This is a genomic window from Parapusillimonas sp. JC17 (assembly GCF_052180245.1).
In the GTDB taxonomy this organism is placed as follows: Bacteria; Pseudomonadota; Gammaproteobacteria; order Burkholderiales; family Burkholderiaceae_B; genus Parapusillimonas.
Map to the genome: position 1 here is coordinate 1,566,868 of NZ_CP197474.1, position 18,978 is coordinate 1,585,845.

Here is an 18,978-nt window from a genome sequence, read left to right on the forward strand (position 1 = left end):
TGATGACAACATCCAGCGAGACTACAAGCCGATTCTGTGGGAAGTATTGTCCGCAGGAAACGGCAGGTAACCCGAAGGCCCGCTCCCGCCGGGAGGGCCTTCGAAATTCGGCAGGTTTATTACGTTTCAGCAACATCCTGCCTGGCGGAGCGCATTGGGGTCAGACCCATACGGCAAGATTCAGGGGTCAGACCCCGTACGGGGTCTGACCCCGCCGATCAAGAAGGCGTGTTCCCTTCGCCAAGATCCCAGTACAAGCCTGCCATCAAGCCCAGGCCTTCGCGCAGGATGGCCGGCGGCAAGTGTTCATTGGGCGCATGCTGCGAGCAGCCGGGGTACGAGTGGGGCACCCAGATCGTACGCAGTCCGAGCACGTCGGTGAAGATGTCGTTGGGCAAAGACCCGCCCAGGTTGGGCAGGACGGCCGGCTTTTTGCCGGTGCTGCGGGCAATGGAGGCCACTGCCCATTGCACCCAGGCGTCGTCCGGGTCGATGCGCGTCGCCTGGAACATGGTTTCCCGGGTGCTTTGGATTTCGACCATGGGGAAGCCCTGGCGGTCCAGGTGACGGCGCAGCGCGGGCAGGATTTGTTCGGGGTCGATGCCCACCACGAAGCGCAACTGGCAGCGGGCCCAGGCGCGCGGCGGGATGGCGTTCACGGGCGTTTCGGGATTGCCGGTCTTGTAGGCCAGGACCTCGAAGGAGCACCAGCCGAATACGCGTTCGGCCGGGGACAGGCCCGGTTCGCCCCACCAGGGTTCAACGGTTGGTCCGTCGGCGCCGCCGTCGACTTCGCAGTCGGCCAGTGCACGCCGCACCGAGTCCGGCAGCTGCTGGGGAACCCATTCATGGATGCGGATCTGGCCGGTGGCGGAAACAATGCTGGAAATGGCATGGGCGAGCTGTATGCCGGGATTGGAAATGAGGCCGCCCCAGTTCCCGGAGTGGTGGCCGCCATCGCGCGCCTGGATGACCAAGTCGAAATTGACGCTGCCGCGCGATCCCAGGAACACGGTAGGGCGCTCGGCGCGCAGCCGTGGGCCGTCCGAAGCGATGAGCAGATCGGCATTGAACAGGTCGCGGTGTTCTTCGCACAGTTCGCGCAAGCCGGCCGACCCGGTTTCCTCGCCCATTTCGACCAGATACTTCGCATTGAAGCCCAGGCGCCCGCGGGTCTCGAGCACTGCGCGCATGGCATCCATGTTGACGGAGTGCTGGCCTTTGTTGTCGGCGATTCCGCGCCCGTACCAGCAGCCATCGGAGTCGGCCAGCGACCAGGGGCCCACGCCGGGCTTCCATTCGCTTTCCAGTCCGCGGATCACGTCTCCATGGCCGTAGCCCAGTACGGTGGGCAGGGACGGGTCTTCTATTCTTTGGGCGAACAGGAAAGGCGCTTGTGCCTTGGGGTGAGTCAGGGTCTGGCATGTGAAACCCATGGCCTCGAAGGCGGGGCGGATCTCGTCATGCAGATAGTTTGCGAGCACGGGCGCGCGTTCCGGATTCTGGCTCTCCGTGGGAATGGCTATGCGTCGTGCAAGCGTTTGCTTGAACTGCCCCGAATCGAAGCACTCGTGTGCGTGGGCAATGGCTTGGTCGCGAGTCATGAAACAAGTCCTTCTTCTGCTTTGGATGAATATAGATGGCATGCCACTTTGCCTTGCCCGTGAGTGTCCAGCTCGGGACGCAGGCTGGAGCAGTGAGGCAGGCGCTGAGGGCAGCGCGGATGGAATGTGCACCCGGAAGGCGGGTTGATGGGATCGGGAAAGGACAGGCCCAGCCCGGTGTCCGGTATGCCCAGGCCGGTCTCGGGCGTCAGTACCGAGTCGAGCAGGGCGCGCGTGTACGGATGTTCGGGACGGCCGAAGAGATCGGCGGCCTCTTTGAATTCCACCACGCGGCCCAAATACATGACGGCGACGTGGCTGGCGATGTGGTCGACCACCGCCAGGTTATGGCTGATGAAGACATAGGTCAGGTTGAACTCTTGTCGCAGATCCATCAATAGATTCAGAATCTGTGCCTGCACGGAAACGTCGAGTGCCGATGTGGGTTCATCGCAGACGACGATCTCCGGCTGCATGACCAGGGCGCGTGCGATGGCCACCCGCTGCCGCTGACCGCCCGACAACTGGCCCGGCGTGTTGTCCGCATAGCGCAGCGGCAGGCCCACGCGTTCCAGCATTTCACAGGCTTTCCGGCGCCGTTCGGCCGGTGTGCCGATGTTGTGGACATCCAGGGGGAAGCTCACGATGGAAGCAATGCTGCGGCGCGGATTGAGCGAGGAATAGGGGTCCTGGAAGATAGGTTGCACGCGTCGTGCAAGGTCGAGCCGGCTGATGCTGGAGATGTCCTGGCCTTCTATGGCGATGCTGCCCGAGCTCGGCGGCGTCAGGCCAAGCAGCATGCGGGCCAGTGTGGATTTGCCGCAGCCCGATTCGCCCACGATGCCCAGGACGTCTCCGCGCTGGACTTGCAGGTCCACCCCGTTCACGGCATGCAGCGTTTGCTTGGCCTTGAACAGGCCGGCATTCACGGTGAAGGAGCGGTACAGCTGCCGCGCTTCGATCAGTGCGCTCATGCCGCCACCTCCATTTCGGTTCGGATGCACCGCCAGCTTTGCCCGTCGGCGTTACTGTGCACGGGCACTGTTTGCTCACAGGCCGCTTCGGCGTAAGGGCAGCGTTCGCGGAAAGGACAGCCCTGAAGTTCGCCGATGAGAGACGGGACGACGCCGGGAATGGTGCCCAGCTTGCCTCCGTGGGGCGTCTGGCCGGGTATGGGAATACAGCTGAGCAGCCCTTGCGTGTAGGGATGGCGCGGATGCGCGAAAATGGCTTCGGCCGGCCCTTCTTCCATGATTTCGCCGGCATACATGATGGCGACCCGGTCGGCGATGCGGGCGACCACACCGAGATCGTGCGTGATCAGCACCATTGCGATGCCCAGCTCCTGCTGCAGATCGGCAAGCAGCCGGAGGATCTGGGCCTGTATGGTGACGTCCAGCGCGGTGCTGGGTTCGTCGGCGATGAGGAGTTCGGGTCCGCACATCAGCGCCATGGCGATCATGACGCGCTGGCGCAGGCCGCCCGACAGTTGATGGGGGTACTGCCCGAGCCGCTGTCCGGCCGAGGCGATGCCGACTTTCTCGAGGAGCTCGATGGCGCGCGCGCGCGCCTGCGCCGCCGACGCCTTGCGATGGTGGATGTAGTGCTCGGTGAGCTGCTCGCCTATCGTGTAGGCGGGGTTGAGCGCGGTCATGGGCTCCTGGAAGATCATGGCCATTTTGTCGCCGCGCAGGGCATTGATGCGCCCCTTCCTGGCGCCGCTGAGGTCTTCGCCCATGAAGCTCAGCTTCGTGCTGCTGCGCTTGGCCTGGCGTGGCAGCAAGCCCATGAGCGAAAGCGAGGTCATGGACTTTCCGCAACCGGATTCGCCCACCAGGCACAGCGTTTCGCCACGCCGCACCTGGAACGACACATTGCGCACAGCGTGCAGCACGCCGCGCTGTGTGCCGATGTCCACGTTCAGTCCCTGCACGTCGAGGACGATGTCTTGTTGATTCATGATCATGCCCTCTCGTCCGGTGTCAGCAGTTGGTGCAGGCCGTCGCCCGCCAGATTGATGGCGAAGATCAGCAGCGCGAGCGCCGTGCCTGGAATCGCGATCAGCCAGAAGGAAAAGAACATGTACGCCTTGGCTTCGGAGATCATCAGGCCCCAGGAGGGCAGCGGCGGCTGCACGCCCAGCCCGAGGAAGGACAGCGCGGCCTCGAGCAGGATGGCGCTGGCCGCTTCGAGCGTGGCGATTACGATCAGGTGAGGCACGACGTTGGGCAGGACTTCGGTCAGTACGATGCGTGCGGTCGATGCCCCCGCCGACTGCGCGGCGGCGATGTATTCCAGGGATCGTACCTGTTGCGTCGCGCTGCGCATGACGACGGCGAAGCGGTCCCATTTCAGCAGGCCCAGCACCAGGATAACGACGGTCAGCGAGCCGCCCACGATGGCCACCGTGGCCAGCGCCACCAGTATGACGGGCATGGACAGGCGCGTGGTGACCAGGAAGGAAACGAACATGTCGGTCTTGCCGCCGAAGTAGCCGGCCAGCAGGCCCATGGTGGTGCCGATGAAGCCCGAAATGAGCGCCACGCTGAGACCGATCAGCAAAGAGATGCGCGCGCCGTAGAACAGGCGGGACAGGTAGTCGCGACCCAACTGGTCGGTGCCCAACGGATGCAGCCACGAGCCTTTTTCGTACCAGACGGGCGGCACCGTGCGGTTGGCCAGATTCTGCGTATAGGGATCATGGGGAGAAATCCAGGGCGCCAGCAGGGCGATCAGGACGATCAGCAGCAACAGGCCGCCGCCGAACGCCAGCGCCTTGTTCTGGCCCAGGCGCCGCCATGCGGAGCGCCGCCGGCCGGCGCCGGCGGCGGAGGAAGGAAGAGTGGTTGATATAGCCATAAATCAGGATACTCGTATGCGGGGGTCCAGCCAGGCGTTGGCGATATCGGAGGCCAGCGTCAACAGCACGTAGATGACGGAGAGCAGCAGCACGATGGTCTGCATGACGGGATAGTCTTTGAACGTGATGCTTTGATAGGCAAGATAGCCCAGGCCGTCCAGCGCGAAGATGGTTTCGATGACGACGGAGCCGCCCAGCAGATAGCCCAGCTGGACGGCGGCCAGCGCCACCACCGGAACAATGGCGTTGCGCAGCGCATGCTTGAACACCACGCTGCGCACCGGCAGGCCTTTGGCACGGGCGGTGCGTATGTAGTCGGCGCCGAGCACCTCGATCATGCCGGCGCGGATCAGGCGCATGAACGCCGGGGCGACGTAATAGCCCAGGGCGATGGAAGGCATGACGAAGTGCTGCCAGGTGCCGCTGCCCGATACGGGCAGGAGCCGCCATGAGATGGACAGCAGCATGATGAGCAGCAGGGCGAAGAAGAAGTTCGGGAGCGCCTGGCCCAGCACCGCGATCGCCAGGCAGAGGCGGTCGATCCAGCTGTTCTTGTAGATGGCCGCGAGCACCCCCAGCGGAATGGAGACGGCCAAGGCGACGCCCAGGGCACAGACACCCAGCATCAGCGTAGTGCCGAGCTTGTCGAGGATCAGTCCGCCGACATCGGTCTTGAAGTACACCGACGTGCCGAAATTCCCTTGCAGCAGATTCCAGAGCCAGTCGGCATACTGGACGGCGATGGGGCGGTCCAGGCCGTATGCCTGGCGTATCATTTCTATGTCTGCCTGGCGGGCGCCTTCGCCCGCCAGCGCAATAGCGGGGTCACCCGACAAGTGCAGCAATAAGTAAGCAATGATGGAGACGGTAAGCGCCACCAACAGAGCCAGACCAATGCGCTTCAGCATGTACATCAGCATTGAGCGTGCCTCTTTGGTTCACTGGTAAACAGAGCTACGGCGGCGCGCATCGCGGGGCGGACCGCCCGCGACGCGCGCGCTTTTTTACTTCCAGCTCATTTCCCAGAAGCGGACGAGTTCGTCGGGGTAAGGCTTGAACGAGACCTCTCCGCTTGCCACGTAATACACCGGCAGCGACCACAGCGGCACGGCGTAGGCGCGTTCCGCGATCAGGTTCAGCGCCTTCTTGTAGGCTTCCTTGCGTTGGGCCTCGTCGATGGTGCGGTCGCCCTTGTCGAGCAGGCCGCGAACTTCGGCGTCGCGGGTGATGTCGTCATTGCCGAAGCCGAAGTACACCGGCGTGGACGCCGAGACGTCGTTGACCAGGTTGGAACCCCAGGTCTGGTGGGTCAGGGCGGCCTTGTTGGCGCGGATCATGTCGCGCATGGCGGCATACTGCAGGAAGTTGAGCTTGGGCTTGATGCCGACCGCCTGCAGATAATTGATGATGGCTTCAGTCTGGTTGCGCTCGCGGTAAGCGACCAGGTCGACGTCGAAGCCGTTTGGATAGCCGGCCTCGGCAAGCAGCTTCTTGGCCTTGGCGGGGTCGTACTCGTAAACGGTTGCGCCCTCGTGCGTGCAGCCCACCTGCGAAGGCGTGCAGATGGTTTGCAGGATCTCTGCGCCGTCGCCCACGATGTTCTTGATGATGGACTCGCGGTCGATGGCGTGGTTGATGGCTTTGCGCACACGCTCATCCTTGAGCTGGGGCGCCGGGCTGCCGTCGAGGATGTTGATCTGCATGAACGCGATGCGCATCGTATTGCCGCTGACGACCTGCAGATTGGGCATGGACTTCAGTTGCTCGGCCTGATCCTTGGGCACGTGCATGATGAAATCCTGGCCGCCCGAGATCACCTCGGCCATCTGGGTCTGACGGTCGGGGATGAAGCGTATCTGGACCTTGCCGATGGTGGGCTGGCGTTTTGGCGAGTCCTTGAAGTAGTCGGCGTTGCGCTCCAGGGTGATCGATTTGCCGGGCACGTATTCCGAGACCTTGTAGGGTCCCGTGCCGACCGGCTTGGCGTTCATGCCTTGGGGACCGACTTCCTTGTAGTACTTGGCCGGATGGATGGCGACCGTGGTCGACAGGTATTCCTTCGCGCCGGGGAAGGGCTCTTTGCTGATGACGCGCACCTTGTACTTGTCGAGCTTTTCAACCTTGTCGATCCAGCGCACGTTCTGTTGCGTGGTCGCCTTGTTGGCCGGGTCGGCGACATAGGTCAATGTATAGACGACGGAGTCGGCGTCGAATTCTTCGCCATTGTGGAATTTCACGCCTTCGCGCAGTTCGAATTCCAGGGTGCGGTCGTCGATCTGCTTCCAGCTCTTTGCCAGCTGGCCGACGTACTCGTTGGTGAGCGGATCGCGGTACAGCAGGGTGTCCCATACGTTGGCCGCGATGATCACGCCGATGCGCACGTTGTTGAAATACGGATCCACGCTTTCGGGCGCCTGGTCGTATGCCATGCGCAGCGTGTCGGATTTTTTATCGGCGAGGGCGAGGCCGCTTGTGCCCAGCAGCCCGGCTGCCAGCAGGCAGGCTGCGATGCCCCGGCCGGCTTTCTTGAACGATGGCGCTGATCGCGACGATTTCTTGAACTCCATATGTCTTCTCCTTGATCGGGTGGTCTTGCCATGAGCATTGTGTGATCGATCTGTGTCTGCGGTCAAACCTTCAAAAGGCTTGCGCATGCTCTTCAGGCTGCTTATTATGGTTCGAAATTGGTATTTTGTATACAAATAGAATCCATTAATTTTTCATTTATGAAAATACTCGGGAGCAAGATCTGATGCAAAGCAATGCGGCATTCCAGGAGGCGGTGCAGTTCGCCATCGATCACGAAAGCACGTGGGACCGCGAGGTCAGCGGCGTGTGGGGCGTGCACTTGCAGGATCCGCCGCCCTGGAACCGCCTTTTCGGCCCGGTGCATGACCGCGGGCCAGTAAGCGGCACGGTGCTGGTCGACGGCAAGACGGTGGCTTCATGGGGGGAACCCAAGCGGTCCGATCTTACGTTCAGCGTGGCCAAGACTTACCTCGCTTTGCTGGCTGGGGTCGCGCACGACCGCGGCCTGCTGCCCGATGTGAACGAGCCGGTGGGCAAGCGGGTGCCCGGCATCGGTTTCGACAGCGGCAACAATGCGCTGGTCACGTGGGAGCATCTGCTGCAGCAGACCAGCGAATGGGAAGGCGAGCTGTTCGGCATTCCCGACCAGGCGGACCGCTATCGCGCGGTCACGTTCGGCAAGGCGCCGGACGGCCGCAAAGGCGATGCGCGACCGCTGCAGAAGCCGGGCACCTATTGGGAATACAACGACGTGCGCATCAACCAGTTGTCGCTGGCTCTCCTGCACCTGTTCCAGCGGCCTTTGCCTGAAGTCTTCGGCGAATCCATCATGGGGCCGGTCGGCGCCGGCAATCCCTGGCAATGGGTAGGCTATGACAACGCGTGGGTGGAGGTGGCGGGCCGCAGGGTGCAATCGGTGCCCGGCGGCACGCACTGGGGCGGCGGGCTGTCCATCAGCGCCGAAGACCAGGCCAAGGTAGGGCAGATGATGCTCAACGAAGGCCGGGTCGGAGATACGCAAGTGATTTCGCGGGAATGGATCCAGCGCATGCAGCAGCCTTGCGATCTGGCGCCCTATTACGGTTACCTGATCTGGCTGAATCACCAGCGCAAAGTATTTCCCAGCGTACCGGAGTCCAGTTACTTTGCGATCGGGGCAGGCAGCTCGTTCACCTGGATAGAACCCGAACGACGCATGGTCGCCATCGTCCGCTGGCTCAATTCCGAATACGCGGACGGCCTGTTCGGGCGGATCCTCAAGGCGGTCGATTCGCTGGATTAAGCGAAGGGCATGGGGTCATGGGGTCAGACCCCGTACGGGGTCTGACCCCTCGAAACGCGTGGCAAGGGGTCAGACCCTGTACGGGTCTGACCCCACCACCAACCCTTCAAAACTGGAAGTTTTCCTTGATGACCTGCTCGAAGGCGTCTTCCGCGGACACGCCTGCCCGCATCAGGGCGCTGATGTCTTGCGAATACTTTGTGATGCCGTCCGGGAAGGCATCGCGGTTGGCCTTGTAATAGGCGTATTTTTCACGCTCTATCGTGTCCACGTCGGCAACCGGGGGCGGGGCGACGCTGCGGCGCAGGCTGACGCCGGTCAGGCGTTCCAGGTCGGTGAGATCGGTATCGTCGGCATCGCCGGCGGCGCTGGCCACACGGCGGATGGTGCCGCTGCGGTTCGCACGGCTACTGCGGGCCGGCTTGCCGTTGTCGATCATGGCGGCCTTGATGGTGTCCAGCGAATAGATGGTGGTCAGCTGGTCGCTGACATCGCCGTTTTCATTCAGGCGCAGGATCAGGTGCCTGTCGTCGAATGCCATTTTCCGGTTCGTGGGATTGATGACCTGGTAATTGGGACGTGCGGCTTTGGTGGGGAGTTCGAACTGGACTCGGTCGCCATAGGACTGCATCTTTTCCAGGACTTCTTTCAGGAAGTCCGGAGAAAGGGAATCCAGGTCGCCATTCCAGCGTTTGCTTCGTTTCGTAGTCAAAATGCGTGTGTTCCGATGGTAGTGCTTGAATCCGGCGCCCTGCGGTGGCGGGCGCGCCGACAGGCAGAATTGTACGCGTGAAGATTCCTTAAAAAAAAGCCCGTTTTCAAAAAAACGGGCTGGAGTGTTGCAAGAATGTGATGCGCGGCGGAATGCGTTTACTTGCCTGCCGCCTCGGTCGCTTTCTTCCAGGCGCCGATGATGTTTTCGTATTCGGCCGCGGCCTTCAGCGGATCGGTCTTTTCGATCTTGATGTCGCCCAGGTTGGGCAGCTTTGTCAGCTTGGCGACGTCGATGTCCGAGCGCGTGGGGCGGCGGAAGTTATGAGTCAGCTCCGCTTCCTGCACTTCTTTGGAGAGCAGGATGTCGTACAGCTTGTGCGCGGCTTCGGTGCCGTTCTTGGGGTTCTTGATGATCGCGACGGCTTCGGGCGCAACGAACACGCCGTCCTCCGGATAAACGATGCGGATCTCCTTCTGGCCGCCCGCCACATAGGCGTACGCGGCATATTCCATGGTCACGCCGACCGCATATTCGCCGTTGGCGACGCTCTTGTAGATCTGTGCGGAGCTCTTGGAGATGTCCGCGTTGGCAACCAGCTTGTTGAATCCATCTTGTCCATAGAGCTGGTGGATGCCATACATCTGGTCATAGGTGCTGCCCGAGGTGGCGGGGTCGCCAACGATCAGCTTGCCTTTCCATTTGGGGTCGAACAGATCCTTCCAGGTCTTGGGCGCTTCCAGGCCCTTCAGTTGCTTGTCGTTGACCATGATGATCATGACATGGGCGTTGGTGCCGGCCCAGAGATTGTCGGGACCGATGAAGGCGGCGTCGATGCCTTTCGCCTCGGGCGATTCGTAGGGCTGGAAGTTCTGCTTGAAGGCCGCCATGGTGCCGAAACCCGCGCCCCATACGACGTCGCCCAGCGGATTGCCGGTTTCGGCCTCGATGCGTTTCATGAGCGCACCGGTTCCCGAGGTGACTTTCTGTATCGACAGGCTGGGTGCCGACTTCTTGGCGATGTCCACGGCGGTGTCTATTGTCTGGACGTTGTTGGATGTGTACACGACGGCTTCCGCGGCAATTGCCGCCTGGCCCATCAAAAGGGCGGCGCCGCCGATCGCGGCGGCGATGCAGTGCTGGGCAAAACGTTGGCTGAACATGGGGAAGTTCCTCGAAAGTAAGGTTAGCGGCTGGAAAAGAGATCCAGTTTCAAGAATCGGACGGCCAGGTAGATAGGCACGAGGATCACGAACATGAGGATGACGCCGTAGGCCGACGCGCGCGCCAGGTAGCCCGCGTCGATCTGGCGGAACATTTCGATCGGCATGGTTTCCATGCCGCCGTAGTAAAGAACGATGGTGGCCGAGATCTCGGCGAGCGAGGTCACCCACATCAGGATCGCCGCGCCCAGGATGGCCGGCTTCATCACCGGCAGGACCACCTTGAAAAAACTGGCGATGGGCGACACGCCCAGGTTGATCGAAGCTTCTTCGATGGAGTCGGGAATGCTGTACAGGGAAGCCGAGGCCGACCGGATGGAGAACGGCACTTTGCGCACGAAGTAGGCGGCCGCCATGATGACCCAGGTGCCGGTCAGGATGATCATTCCGCTGTTGTAGGTGTGTATCAGGGCGATGCCCAGCACCGTGCCCGAGATCGCCAGCGGCAGCATGACGACATAGTCCAGGGTGGACACCACCCACATGCGCTTCTTGACGATCAGATAGCTGGTGATGGTGGCAAAGCAGGTGCCGGCCACTGCCGCCACGCTGGCGAGCATGAGGGAATTCAGGATGGGCTCGGGCGCGTTGCGCAATGCGCGCTCCATGTTTTCGAGCGTGAACGTGCCGTACTGCATGACCGGCCCGCTTGCCTTGGTGAACGCGCCGACAATCACGGTAAGGGCCGGAATCATGGTGAAGGCCACGAACAGCACGGCCCACGCGGTGAGCGCGGCGGCGGCCAGGCCGCTGGTGCGCACCGCCAGCGGCGCGCGGCCCTGCTGCATCTGATAGGTCTTGCGCTCGACCACGCGCTTCTGGATGAACAGCACGAAACCCACCAGCACGACGGAAACGACGGCGAGCACGCTCTGCATGGTGGGATTGCCGCCCATTTCCGAAAGAAAGGTCGTGTAGGTAAGCGACGAAAGCACGTCGACCCGGCCGCCCAGGATCATGGGGATGGAGAAATTGTCGACCGCCAGCGTGAACACGATCATGGCGTTGACCAGCAGGGCGGGGGCGAGCACCGGCAAGGTCACGGTCAGTGCCCGGCGCAGGTTGCTGGCGCCCAGATTGACGGCGGCTTCCTCTATCGTGCCGTCGATGGCTTTCAGTGCGGCAAGCATCCCGATATAGACGTAGGTATAGTCGTTCAGGATCAGCGTATAGGTCATGCCGAACCAGCCGTAGAACGAGGGCAGGTCGATGCCTATGCTTTCAAGCGCATGGCGCGCGATGCCGTTGTTGCCGAGCAGCATCAGCCAGGCTTGCGATACCACGATGTCGGGCAGGATGATGGTGGCGAGCGGAAGCAGGGCGACGACGGTCTTGCCCGGAAATTCGTAGCGCGCCACGATGTAGGCCAGCGGTGCGCCCAGCAGCAGGCAGCCCAGGGTCGAGACGGCGCCCAGGATGACGGTATTGAAGAAGGCCCTTACGTAGCGCGGGCTGTCGAAGAAAGCCTGGAAGCCATGAAGGCTGAGTGCGCCGGTCTTCGGGTCCACCACGCTCTGATGGAACAGCGCCGCGAGCGGCCACAAGACCAGGGCGACCAAGACCAGCAGGCAGAGCAGCGCGGGCAGGAACCAGGGCGAGAAGCGTTGTTTGGAAGATTGGGTTGACATGATTTCGATCAGGACCTAGGCGCGCACCAGGCGGCAATCGGGACTGAAGCTCAGGAATACCGGGCTTCCCGGGCTATGGATCGGGTCGCCGGCAGCCGGCAGGTCGGCGTTGATGACCTTGCCGTCCGCGAGGCGCAGGGCATAGGTTGCCTTGAAGCCGAGATAGCGCCGGTGGATCACCTGCGCAGGAACGCGCGTGTCCGCGGCGTCGGTGTGGACGCCGATGTGCTCCGGCCGCGCCGCCAGCTGGCAGGCATCGCTGCACGATGCTCCGGGAACGGCGACTCGGCCGCCGGCGATGGAAACCAGGGTGTGTCCGTTTGTCTCTTGCTGGCCCTGCACGTCGATCAGGTTTGCTGCGCCGATGAAGTCGGCCGCATAGGCAGTGACCGGGGCCGCGTACAGGCCCTCGGGCGTATCCAGCTGGTCTATCCTGCCGCTGCGCAACAGCGCGATGCGGTCCGACATCGACAATGCCTCTTCCTGGTCGTGCGTCACGAAAATGGCCGTGATGTTCGACTCTTGCTGCAGCTGGCGGATGACGTCACGCATCTGGATGCGCAGTTTCGCATCCAGGTTGGACAAGGGTTCGTCCATGAGCAGGACGCGGGGTTCAATGACCAGCGCCCGAGCCAGCGCCACGCGCTGGCGTTGCCCGCCGGAAAGCTCGCCCGGATAACGCTTGGCCAGGTGCCCGAGCTCGACACGCGCCAGGATGTCGCCGACTTTCCCGGCGATCGCCTGGCTGGAAAGCTTCCGTACCCGCAAGCCATAGGCCACGTTGTCGTAGACGGTCTTGTCGGGGAACAAGGCATAGTCCTGGAAGACCATGCCGGTTTCGCGCTTGTGTGCGGGTAGCCGCGTAATGTCCTGCTTGTCAAGGAAAAGGCGGCCTTCGTCAGGGACGATGAAGCCGGCGATCATGCGCAGTAGAGTCGTCTTTCCGCAGCCGCTGGGGCCGAGCAGGGTGAAGAATTCTCCGTGCCTGACGTTGAGGTTGAGACGATCGATGATCGTGACGTCGCCGTAACGTTTGCTGACGCCGTCTATTGATATTTCTGCCATAAGATCTCTTGGAGCGCACTCCGCGGTCATGATGAATGCCGGATTGTGACAGAAAAAAGTCTATATATGACAAATCATAAAAAGATTGGTAACGGTTTTGGAACGATGACTTTCATATTTAACGGCTTATCGGCAATTTTGAAGCTACCTATAATGAATTCATCGTTCTCAAGGCCGTCTCCGATAGCGGCGGCCGCCCATTCCATTCGCTGGAGGACACCATGAATACCGTCGCTTCCATTCCAATCCTGCAAGAAACCGTGTCGCGCCCCCGTTTCGTCGAGCGTACGTTGCGCGGCCAGGCCACGTCAGACGGCGCCGGGGTCAAGCTGACCCGCGTCCTGACCCAGGATCTGCAAACGAGGTTGGACCCCTTCCTGATGCTCGATAATTTCGGCACCGACAATCCGGATGACTACATCGGGGGATTTCCCAACCATCCTCACCGGGGGTTTGAAACCATCACCTACATGATTGCGGGGCGTATGCGCCATCGCGACAGCGCGGGCAACGAAGGCTTGCTTCAGAACGGCGGCGTCCAATGGATGACCGCCGGCCGGGGCGTCGTTCATTCGGAGCTGCCCGAGCAGGAAGAGGGCAGCATGGAAGGGTTTCAGCTGTGGCTGAACTTGCCGTCCTACAACAAGATGGCCGAGCCCTGGTACAAGGACATCCAAAGCGAGACCATCCCGGAGGTCGCTCCTGCGCAGGGCGTGAAGGCGCGCATCATCGCGGGGGCCAGCCATGGCATACAGGGCGCCATGCAGCGCGAAGTAACGGAACCGCTATACCTGGACATCCATTTCGATGCTGCGGGCGAGTTCCGTCAGTCCATCGCGCCTGAGGCCAACGCTTTCATCTATGTCTACCGGGGCGCGGTCGAGGTGGCCGGCAAACCGGTAGCGCTGCATCAGATCGCCATACTCGCCAACGATGCGGCGGACGGCGCCATCATCAAGGCGCAAGGCCCCGCGCGCGTCCTGCTGATCGCCGGAAAGCCCTTGAACGAGCCCATCGCGCAGTACGGTCCGTTCGTGATGAACACCAAGCAAGAGCTGATGGACGCCTTTTCCGATTTCCAGGCCGGGAAATTCGTTTAGGGGTCAGACCCCGGCCGGCCACAGCAGAATCGGACCCTCGATCCATTGCGTTGGGGTCAGACCCCATACGGGGTCTGACCCATGCGGGGCACGGCTGGGTTGGACTCTTGAGCCATTGCGTTGGGGTCAGACCCCATACGGGGTCTGACCCCGGCGATGCGGGTGCAGGGGCTGACCCTTTACAATGCCCGGATGAGCATTGAGCAATAGGGGGAAAGCATGACGACTGCATTCATGAAGGCCGTTGATGAACGCGCGGCCGATGCGCTGGCATCGGGCGCCTTGCAGCCCATCCAGGCCGAACAAGTCGAGATCACCGACGGCGGCCTGCCTTTCATTGTCCGGTGGCTGTCTTCGCTGGCGGCGAAGAACGTGGCCAAGCCCGCGATGCCGGGCGGTCCGCGCGATCCGGATTTCAATCCCTTCCTGTCGCCCGAACCGGCATTGACGGTCGGGCCTTTCGGCGATCACCATGTCGCCATCCTGAATAAATTCCCGGTATGCGATCGCCATCTCGTCCTGGCGCGTCGGGAATTCGCGGAGCAGCGGCAGCCGCTCGCTTACGAGGACTTCTGGGTGCTGGCCAGCCTGCTGTCGGAATCGGGAGGGCTCGGCTTCTACAACGGCGGCGGGCCGGCGGGCGCCAGTCAGCGGCATAAGCATGTGCAATGGCTGCCGGCGGCGCCCGGCAATGCCAGCCTGGATCCCCTGATCGCCCATCTGTCGGCGGACGCGCCCGAGTTGGCGCTCGAAGAACATGCCGTCCTGCCGGTCAGGCACGTGTTCGCCCGTGTGCTGGCACAGCGGTCGGCGGACATCGATGCGTCTGCGGCCAGCATGTCCGGCGCCTACGGTCTTGCGTGCGCGAAGCTGGGCCTGGAGCCCGACGAAGAAGGGCTGATGCCGCCTTGCAACATGCTGGTTCAGAACGGCTGGATGCTCCTGGTGCCACGCAAGCAAGAGCATTCTCACAACGTGTCGGTCAACGCCCTGGCCTTCGCAGGCGCCTTGTATGTGAAACACCCCGAGCACGTCGCACCCATCCGGAAGGCCGGGCCGCTGGCCGTGCTGGCCGAGGCGTCCTGGGAGCGTTGAACTGGGGGGCAGACCCCGTACGGGGTCTGACCCCGGGCCGAAAATGGGGCCTGCCGCTTGTTCATTGATTTTGGGGTCAGACCCCATACGGGGTCTGACCCCAGGCCGAAATTGGGAGCTGCCGCTTGTTCGTTGATTTTGGGGTCAGGCCCCGCATGGGGTCTGACCCCAGGCCGAAAATGGGTCTGACCCCAAGGCAGATCAGGCAGCGACGTCGCCACGGCGGGGCGGCGTATTTCCCGGGTCGAGGTCGTCGTCTTTTGTGATGGCCGGCAGCGGCGGCAGGCCGATCTTCATGCGGACGCGCTGGCAGTCCGGGTTGGGAGAACCATCTTCTTGCCAAGCCGGAAATTCACGGCACGGCGAAGGGCGCTGCTCGTAGATGGCGCAATGGATTCCGTCCTGGCCGAGCTCTCCTCGCAGCGCGATGCAGCGCTTGCCGCCATATTCCGTGCCTTTCATGCAGGCGCGCAGGGGTCCCACTTGCGTGACCAGTTCGGGAGGGACCATGCCGCCGCGCTCATCGGCGATTTCCCCGCAATAGAAGGAAACCCTGAAGTGTGCGCAGCATGCTCCGCAGCTGAGGCAGGGATTGGTGTGAGTGTCGTCGTTGGCCGCCGATTTGCCTCGCGGCGATAGGCGCGAAAGCTGCGCAATGGAAAAGCGCTCATCGAGCATGATGGTGTTCGGCACGGAAAGTGGAGCGCAGAGTTTACTACGCCATTTTCCGTGCGCGGGACGACTTACAAAATAAAATATTCCATGGGTTCAGGCCGCCACGGCGACCTGGGTTCTGGCGCCGCTGCGGGCGATCTCGTCGACCAGCATCTGCGCCGTGATCGGCGACAGTGTCCAGCCCAGGTGCCCATGGCCCGTATTGTAGAAGACCCCGGGCCGTCTGCCCGCCTTCACCCGCGGCATCATGTCGGGCATCATGGGCCTCAGTCCCGTCCAAGGAATGACGCGTGAAGTGTCAACCTGCGGAAAATGGCGGTGGACCCAATTGGTCAGGGGCAGTATCCGGTCGGCGCGGATGTCCTTGTTGTAGCCGTTGAATTCCGCCGTGCCCGCTACCCGGAAGCGATTGCGCCCCAGGCGGCTGGTCACGATCTTGGCTTCTTCGTCCAGCAGGCTGACCCAGGGAGCCCCCGCGATGCTTTGCTCGTCTTCAAGGTTGACCGTGATGGAATACCCCTTTACCGGATAGATATTCACACGGTCGCCCAGCATCGAGGCGAATCGCCGGCTGGCCGTGCCGGCGCAGACGATGACGGCATCGGCGTCCAGGTGCTCGGTGGATGCCTGCCTGATGGTTAGTCGATGGCCTTGCTCCAGGGCGGAGATATCGGTGACTTCCGTGTCCATCAGGAAGCGCACGCCCTTGCGCTCGCACGCCTGCGCCAATCCGCGCGTGAACTTGTGTATGTCGCCCGTGGCGTCGGAGGGCGTGTAAAAGCCCCCATAGCATTCGGTGGTCAGCGTGGGTTCGATGTCGCGCGCCTCGGCGGGTGTGACTTCGTGGCGTTCGAGGCCGCCTTCGCGCAATAGCGCATTGACCCGCCGACCGGCTTCGAAGCTTTTCCGATCGTGGAACACATGCAGGATGCCGCGTGTTTCCAGGTCAAAGTCTATGCCTTCGTCTTCCGCCATCTTGTACAGATGCTGGCGTGCTTCGATGGCGAGTCGTGTCGTACGCAGCGTGTTCTCTCGGTAATTGCCGATATGGCGGACGAACTCCGCCATCCATGAGTACTTGTGCCAGCTTGGGGATGGGTTGACGAGCAGCGGGGCATCGCGGCGCAGCATCCAGCGCATTCCTTTCAGAACGGTCGAGGTGCTGTTCCAGACTTCTGCGTTGCAGGCCGATAGCTGGCCGCCATTGGCATACGACGTTTCCATGGCGCAATAGCGCAGGCGATCGATGACGGTAACCGCATGGCCTTGCTTGGCAAGGGCGTAGGCGGACGTGACGCCGCTGATGCCGGCGCCGATGATGGCGATATGGTGCATGAGAGCTCCAGATAGATGTGGTCGCCGCCGAATGACGGCGACGCCCCATCTGTCCGTTTACCTGAGAGTTTCACCCTTGCCGGGTTCCCCTTCGGTGGGCGCCCAACGCGCCGCTCTCCAGATTGTCCTGACCGTTGCAGTCCTGTGGCCTGAGAGTTTCCGGGGCGGTTGCTCCGTCGGCGCCGGCATGGATGGCCGGACTCTTCTGCATGATCTTTATATGGACGAGCAAGAGCGTAGCCGGATTCCGGAAAGAGCTCAATTGGGGATAAACCCGTGGTACGGTCAACATGTCAGAAAAACTGATAGAAGCTGACTTTTTTCGGGGCTGAGGCGGAGGTATATTTCTTTCGGTTCAATCAAAGTATTTATGGAGTCGCACCATGCAGGGCGTCAAACGCAAGGTGGTTTATGTATCGCTTTATGAGCTCATCGCCGTCATCCTGACCAGCGTCGCGCTGGCGATGCTCGGGCATGCACCGGGCCATGCAGGCGTCGCGGCCGTTGCCGCATCCTTGATTGCGGTGGTCTGGAATCTTGTCTGGAATGCGCTTTTCGAGCACTGGGAATCCCGCCAGACGATCAAGGGCCGCAGCGTGAAGCGCCGCGTGGCGCACGCCATCGGCTTCGAAGGCGGCCTCATCGTGGCGTTCGTGCCTTTTTTCGCATGGTGGCTGAATGTATCCTGGTGGGAAGCATTCGTGCTGGATCTGGGCTTCATCGTATTTTTCCTGGTCTATACCTTCGTGTTCAGCCTGATTTTCGACAAGGTGTTTGGGCTGCCTGCATCGGCCATGCAGCCAGCTCCCTCGATGAAAGCCGGCCCGCCCACGTCCGAGGCGCGGCAGGCCGCCTAGGCCCTGGTTGATGCAGGCTCTAATCGCCGATCTGGCGCGGGCCCCGTACCTGCCTGACCAGCTCGATGAAGCGGCGCGCGCCCAGCCCCAGGGGTCGATCCCGCAACCAGACGACATCCACCCACAGCTGTAGCTGATTGCTGATGTTCTCGAAAGTGATCTCGACCAGCGTTCCGCTCTGGGTGAGCGGCTGCACCAGGGAGCGCGGCAGGTAGGCCCAGCCCAGTCCCGACCGTACCAGGCTCAGCGTGGCCAGGTAATTGTCGGTTCTCCATATCTGCCGCGCCACGACGACGCGGGGATCGGTTTCGTCGGCATCTCGGCCGGCCACGACGATTTGCCGGATATCGAGCAATTCCTCCTGGCGCAGCATGCTGCGGCCGTTCGAGAACGCGGGATGATCGGGGGCGATGACGGCGACCAGGATTTCGCTGCTGAATTCCTGAAAGGCCTCATGCTCGTTGGTGGCGGGACGCTCGAACACGATGGCCAGCTGGGCGCTGTCCTGTTCGAGCATGCGAAGCGCGTCGGCCTGCGGCGCCGAGAGCACTTCGACCTCGAGCGATGGGAATTCATTGGAAAGCAGGACCAGGGGATCATTCCAGGGTGCGGACAGCAGCTCGGGCGCAATAGCCAGCGTCAAGCGGCTTTCCAGGCCCTTGTGCAGGGCGAGCGCATGGGTCTGCAATTGGCGCAACTGACCCGCAAGCTGTCGCGCCTGGGGTTCCAGGGCAAGTGCGGCGCTGGTTGGCCGGGGTTCGCGGCCTGAGCGGTCGAACAAGGCCAGGTCGAGTTCCGCCTCGAGCTGCGCGACCATCATGCTGACCGCGGACGGTACACGGCCCAGCCGCCGGGCGGCAGCTGAAAAGCTGCCGGTGTCCAGCACAGCAAGAAATACCTTGACGTTTTCCGTCGTGAAGGCCATGGCGCCTCTTTCATCCTTCAGTTTATTTGATATGAGTGTAATGCAACCTGGATTTCCTGGCGCCATGTGTCGCGGAGCGGGCAGGTAG

At 62.1% G+C, this 18,978-nt stretch carries 17 protein-coding genes and 2 riboswitches; of the genes, 4 read left to right on the forward strand and 13 right to left on the reverse strand.

The genetic code is table 11. The annotated features are described in order from the left end of the window. Positions 1–218 precede the first annotated feature (218 nt). The 6 genes from ACSBPU_RS07535 to ACSBPU_RS07560 all read right to left on the reverse strand — a co-directional run bounded on the left by ACSBPU_RS07535 (position 219) and on the right by ACSBPU_RS07560 (position 7,031). Entirely contained in the window at positions 219–1,604 is a 1,386-nt protein-coding gene (locus tag ACSBPU_RS07535) for a M20 family metallopeptidase (protein ID WP_442596897.1), read from the reverse strand. Beyond that, on the reverse strand, positions 1,601–2,578 hold the full coding sequence (locus tag ACSBPU_RS07540) for an ABC transporter ATP-binding protein (protein WP_442596899.1): 978 nt from the start codon (positions 2,576–2,578) through the stop codon (positions 1,601–1,603). The genes ACSBPU_RS07535 and ACSBPU_RS07540 overlap by 4 nt, the downstream gene beginning before the upstream one ends. Continuing rightward, positions 2,575–3,564 (reverse strand): ABC transporter ATP-binding protein, encoded by a 990-nt coding sequence (locus ACSBPU_RS07545; RefSeq protein WP_442596901.1) that lies wholly within the window; start codon positions 3,562–3,564, stop codon positions 2,575–2,577. Before ACSBPU_RS07545 ends, ACSBPU_RS07540 begins: the two co-directional genes overlap by 4 nt. Positions 3,565–3,566: 2 nt before the next feature. Then, positions 3,567–4,463 (reverse strand): ABC transporter permease, encoded by an 897-nt coding sequence (locus ACSBPU_RS07550; RefSeq protein WP_442596903.1) that lies wholly within the window; start codon positions 4,461–4,463, stop codon positions 3,567–3,569. Between the two features lie 3 nt (positions 4,464–4,466). Then, complete coding sequence (locus ACSBPU_RS07555; RefSeq protein ID WP_442596905.1) at positions 4,467–5,384, reverse strand: ABC transporter permease; 918 nt, start codon at positions 5,382–5,384, stop codon at positions 4,467–4,469. A gap of 84 nt (positions 5,385–5,468) precedes the next feature. After that, positions 5,469–7,031, reverse strand: a complete 1,563-nt coding sequence (locus ACSBPU_RS07560) for an ABC transporter substrate-binding protein (protein WP_442596907.1) — start codon at positions 7,029–7,031, stop codon at positions 5,469–5,471. Between the two features lie 185 nt (positions 7,032–7,216). Here ACSBPU_RS07560 and ACSBPU_RS07565 point away from each other — a divergent pair, with 185 nt between their 5' ends. Further along, entirely contained in the window at positions 7,217–8,275 is a 1,059-nt protein-coding gene (locus ACSBPU_RS07565; protein WP_442596910.1) for a serine hydrolase domain-containing protein, read from the forward strand. A gap of 106 nt (positions 8,276–8,381) precedes the next feature. Here ACSBPU_RS07565 and ACSBPU_RS07570 read toward each other — a convergent pair whose 3' ends face one another. The 4 genes from ACSBPU_RS07570 to ACSBPU_RS07585 all read right to left on the reverse strand — a co-directional run bounded on the left by ACSBPU_RS07570 (position 8,382) and on the right by ACSBPU_RS07585 (position 12,903). Further along, positions 8,382–8,987, reverse strand: a complete 606-nt coding sequence (locus ACSBPU_RS07570) for a hypothetical protein (protein ID WP_442596912.1) — start codon at positions 8,985–8,987, stop codon at positions 8,382–8,384. A 158-nt stretch (positions 8,988–9,145) separates the two neighbouring features. Continuing rightward, on the reverse strand, positions 9,146–10,150 hold the full coding sequence (locus ACSBPU_RS07575) for an extracellular solute-binding protein (protein ID WP_442596914.1): 1,005 nt from the start codon (positions 10,148–10,150) through the stop codon (positions 9,146–9,148). A gap of 23 nt (positions 10,151–10,173) precedes the next feature. Next, on the reverse strand, positions 10,174–11,838 hold the full coding sequence (locus ACSBPU_RS07580; RefSeq protein ID WP_442596916.1) for an ABC transporter permease: 1,665 nt from the start codon (positions 11,836–11,838) through the stop codon (positions 10,174–10,176). A gap of 15 nt (positions 11,839–11,853) precedes the next feature. After that, entirely contained in the window at positions 11,854–12,903 is a 1,050-nt protein-coding gene (locus tag ACSBPU_RS07585; protein ID WP_442596918.1) for an ABC transporter ATP-binding protein, read from the reverse strand. A gap of 221 nt (positions 12,904–13,124) precedes the next feature. Between ACSBPU_RS07585 and ACSBPU_RS07590 the strand changes: the two genes are divergently transcribed. Continuing rightward, entirely contained in the window at positions 13,125–14,003 is an 879-nt protein-coding gene (locus ACSBPU_RS07590) for a pirin family protein (protein ID WP_442596920.1), read from the forward strand. 219 nt (positions 14,004–14,222) lie between these two features. Further along, entirely contained in the window at positions 14,223–15,098 is an 876-nt protein-coding gene (locus ACSBPU_RS07595; RefSeq protein ID WP_442596922.1) for a phosphorylase, read from the forward strand. A 201-nt stretch (positions 15,099–15,299) separates the two neighbouring features. On the opposite strand, the gene ACSBPU_RS07600 is transcribed toward ACSBPU_RS07595, so the two are convergent. Together ACSBPU_RS07600 and ACSBPU_RS07605 are read right to left on the reverse strand one after the other, a co-directional pair. After that, a complete protein-coding gene (locus tag ACSBPU_RS07600; protein ID WP_442596924.1) occupies positions 15,300–15,791 on the reverse strand; it encodes a YkgJ family cysteine cluster protein in 492 nt (163 codons plus the stop codon). A 75-nt stretch (positions 15,792–15,866) separates the two neighbouring features. Continuing rightward, the gene (locus ACSBPU_RS07605) at positions 15,867–17,108 is read right to left on the reverse strand and encodes a D-amino acid dehydrogenase (RefSeq protein WP_442596925.1); all 1,242 of its coding nucleotides are present in this window, start codon (positions 17,106–17,108) and stop codon (positions 15,867–15,869) included. A 39-nt stretch (positions 17,109–17,147) separates the two neighbouring features. Beyond that, a riboswitch (glycine riboswitch) is annotated at positions 17,148–17,235 on the reverse strand. After that, positions 17,236–17,326, reverse strand: a riboswitch (glycine riboswitch). Between the two features lie 165 nt (positions 17,327–17,491). Between ACSBPU_RS07605 and ACSBPU_RS07610 the strand changes: the two genes are divergently transcribed. Beyond that, positions 17,492–17,965 carry a PACE efflux transporter gene (locus ACSBPU_RS07610; RefSeq protein ID WP_442596927.1) on the forward strand — a complete coding sequence of 158 codons (474 nt, stop codon included), beginning with the start codon at positions 17,492–17,494 and terminating at the stop codon, positions 17,963–17,965. 19 nt (positions 17,966–17,984) lie between these two features. On the opposite strand, the gene ACSBPU_RS07615 is transcribed toward ACSBPU_RS07610, so the two are convergent. Next, positions 17,985–18,890, reverse strand: a complete 906-nt coding sequence (locus ACSBPU_RS07615; protein ID WP_442596929.1) for a LysR family transcriptional regulator — start codon at positions 18,888–18,890, stop codon at positions 17,985–17,987. Positions 18,891–18,978 lie beyond the last annotated feature (88 nt).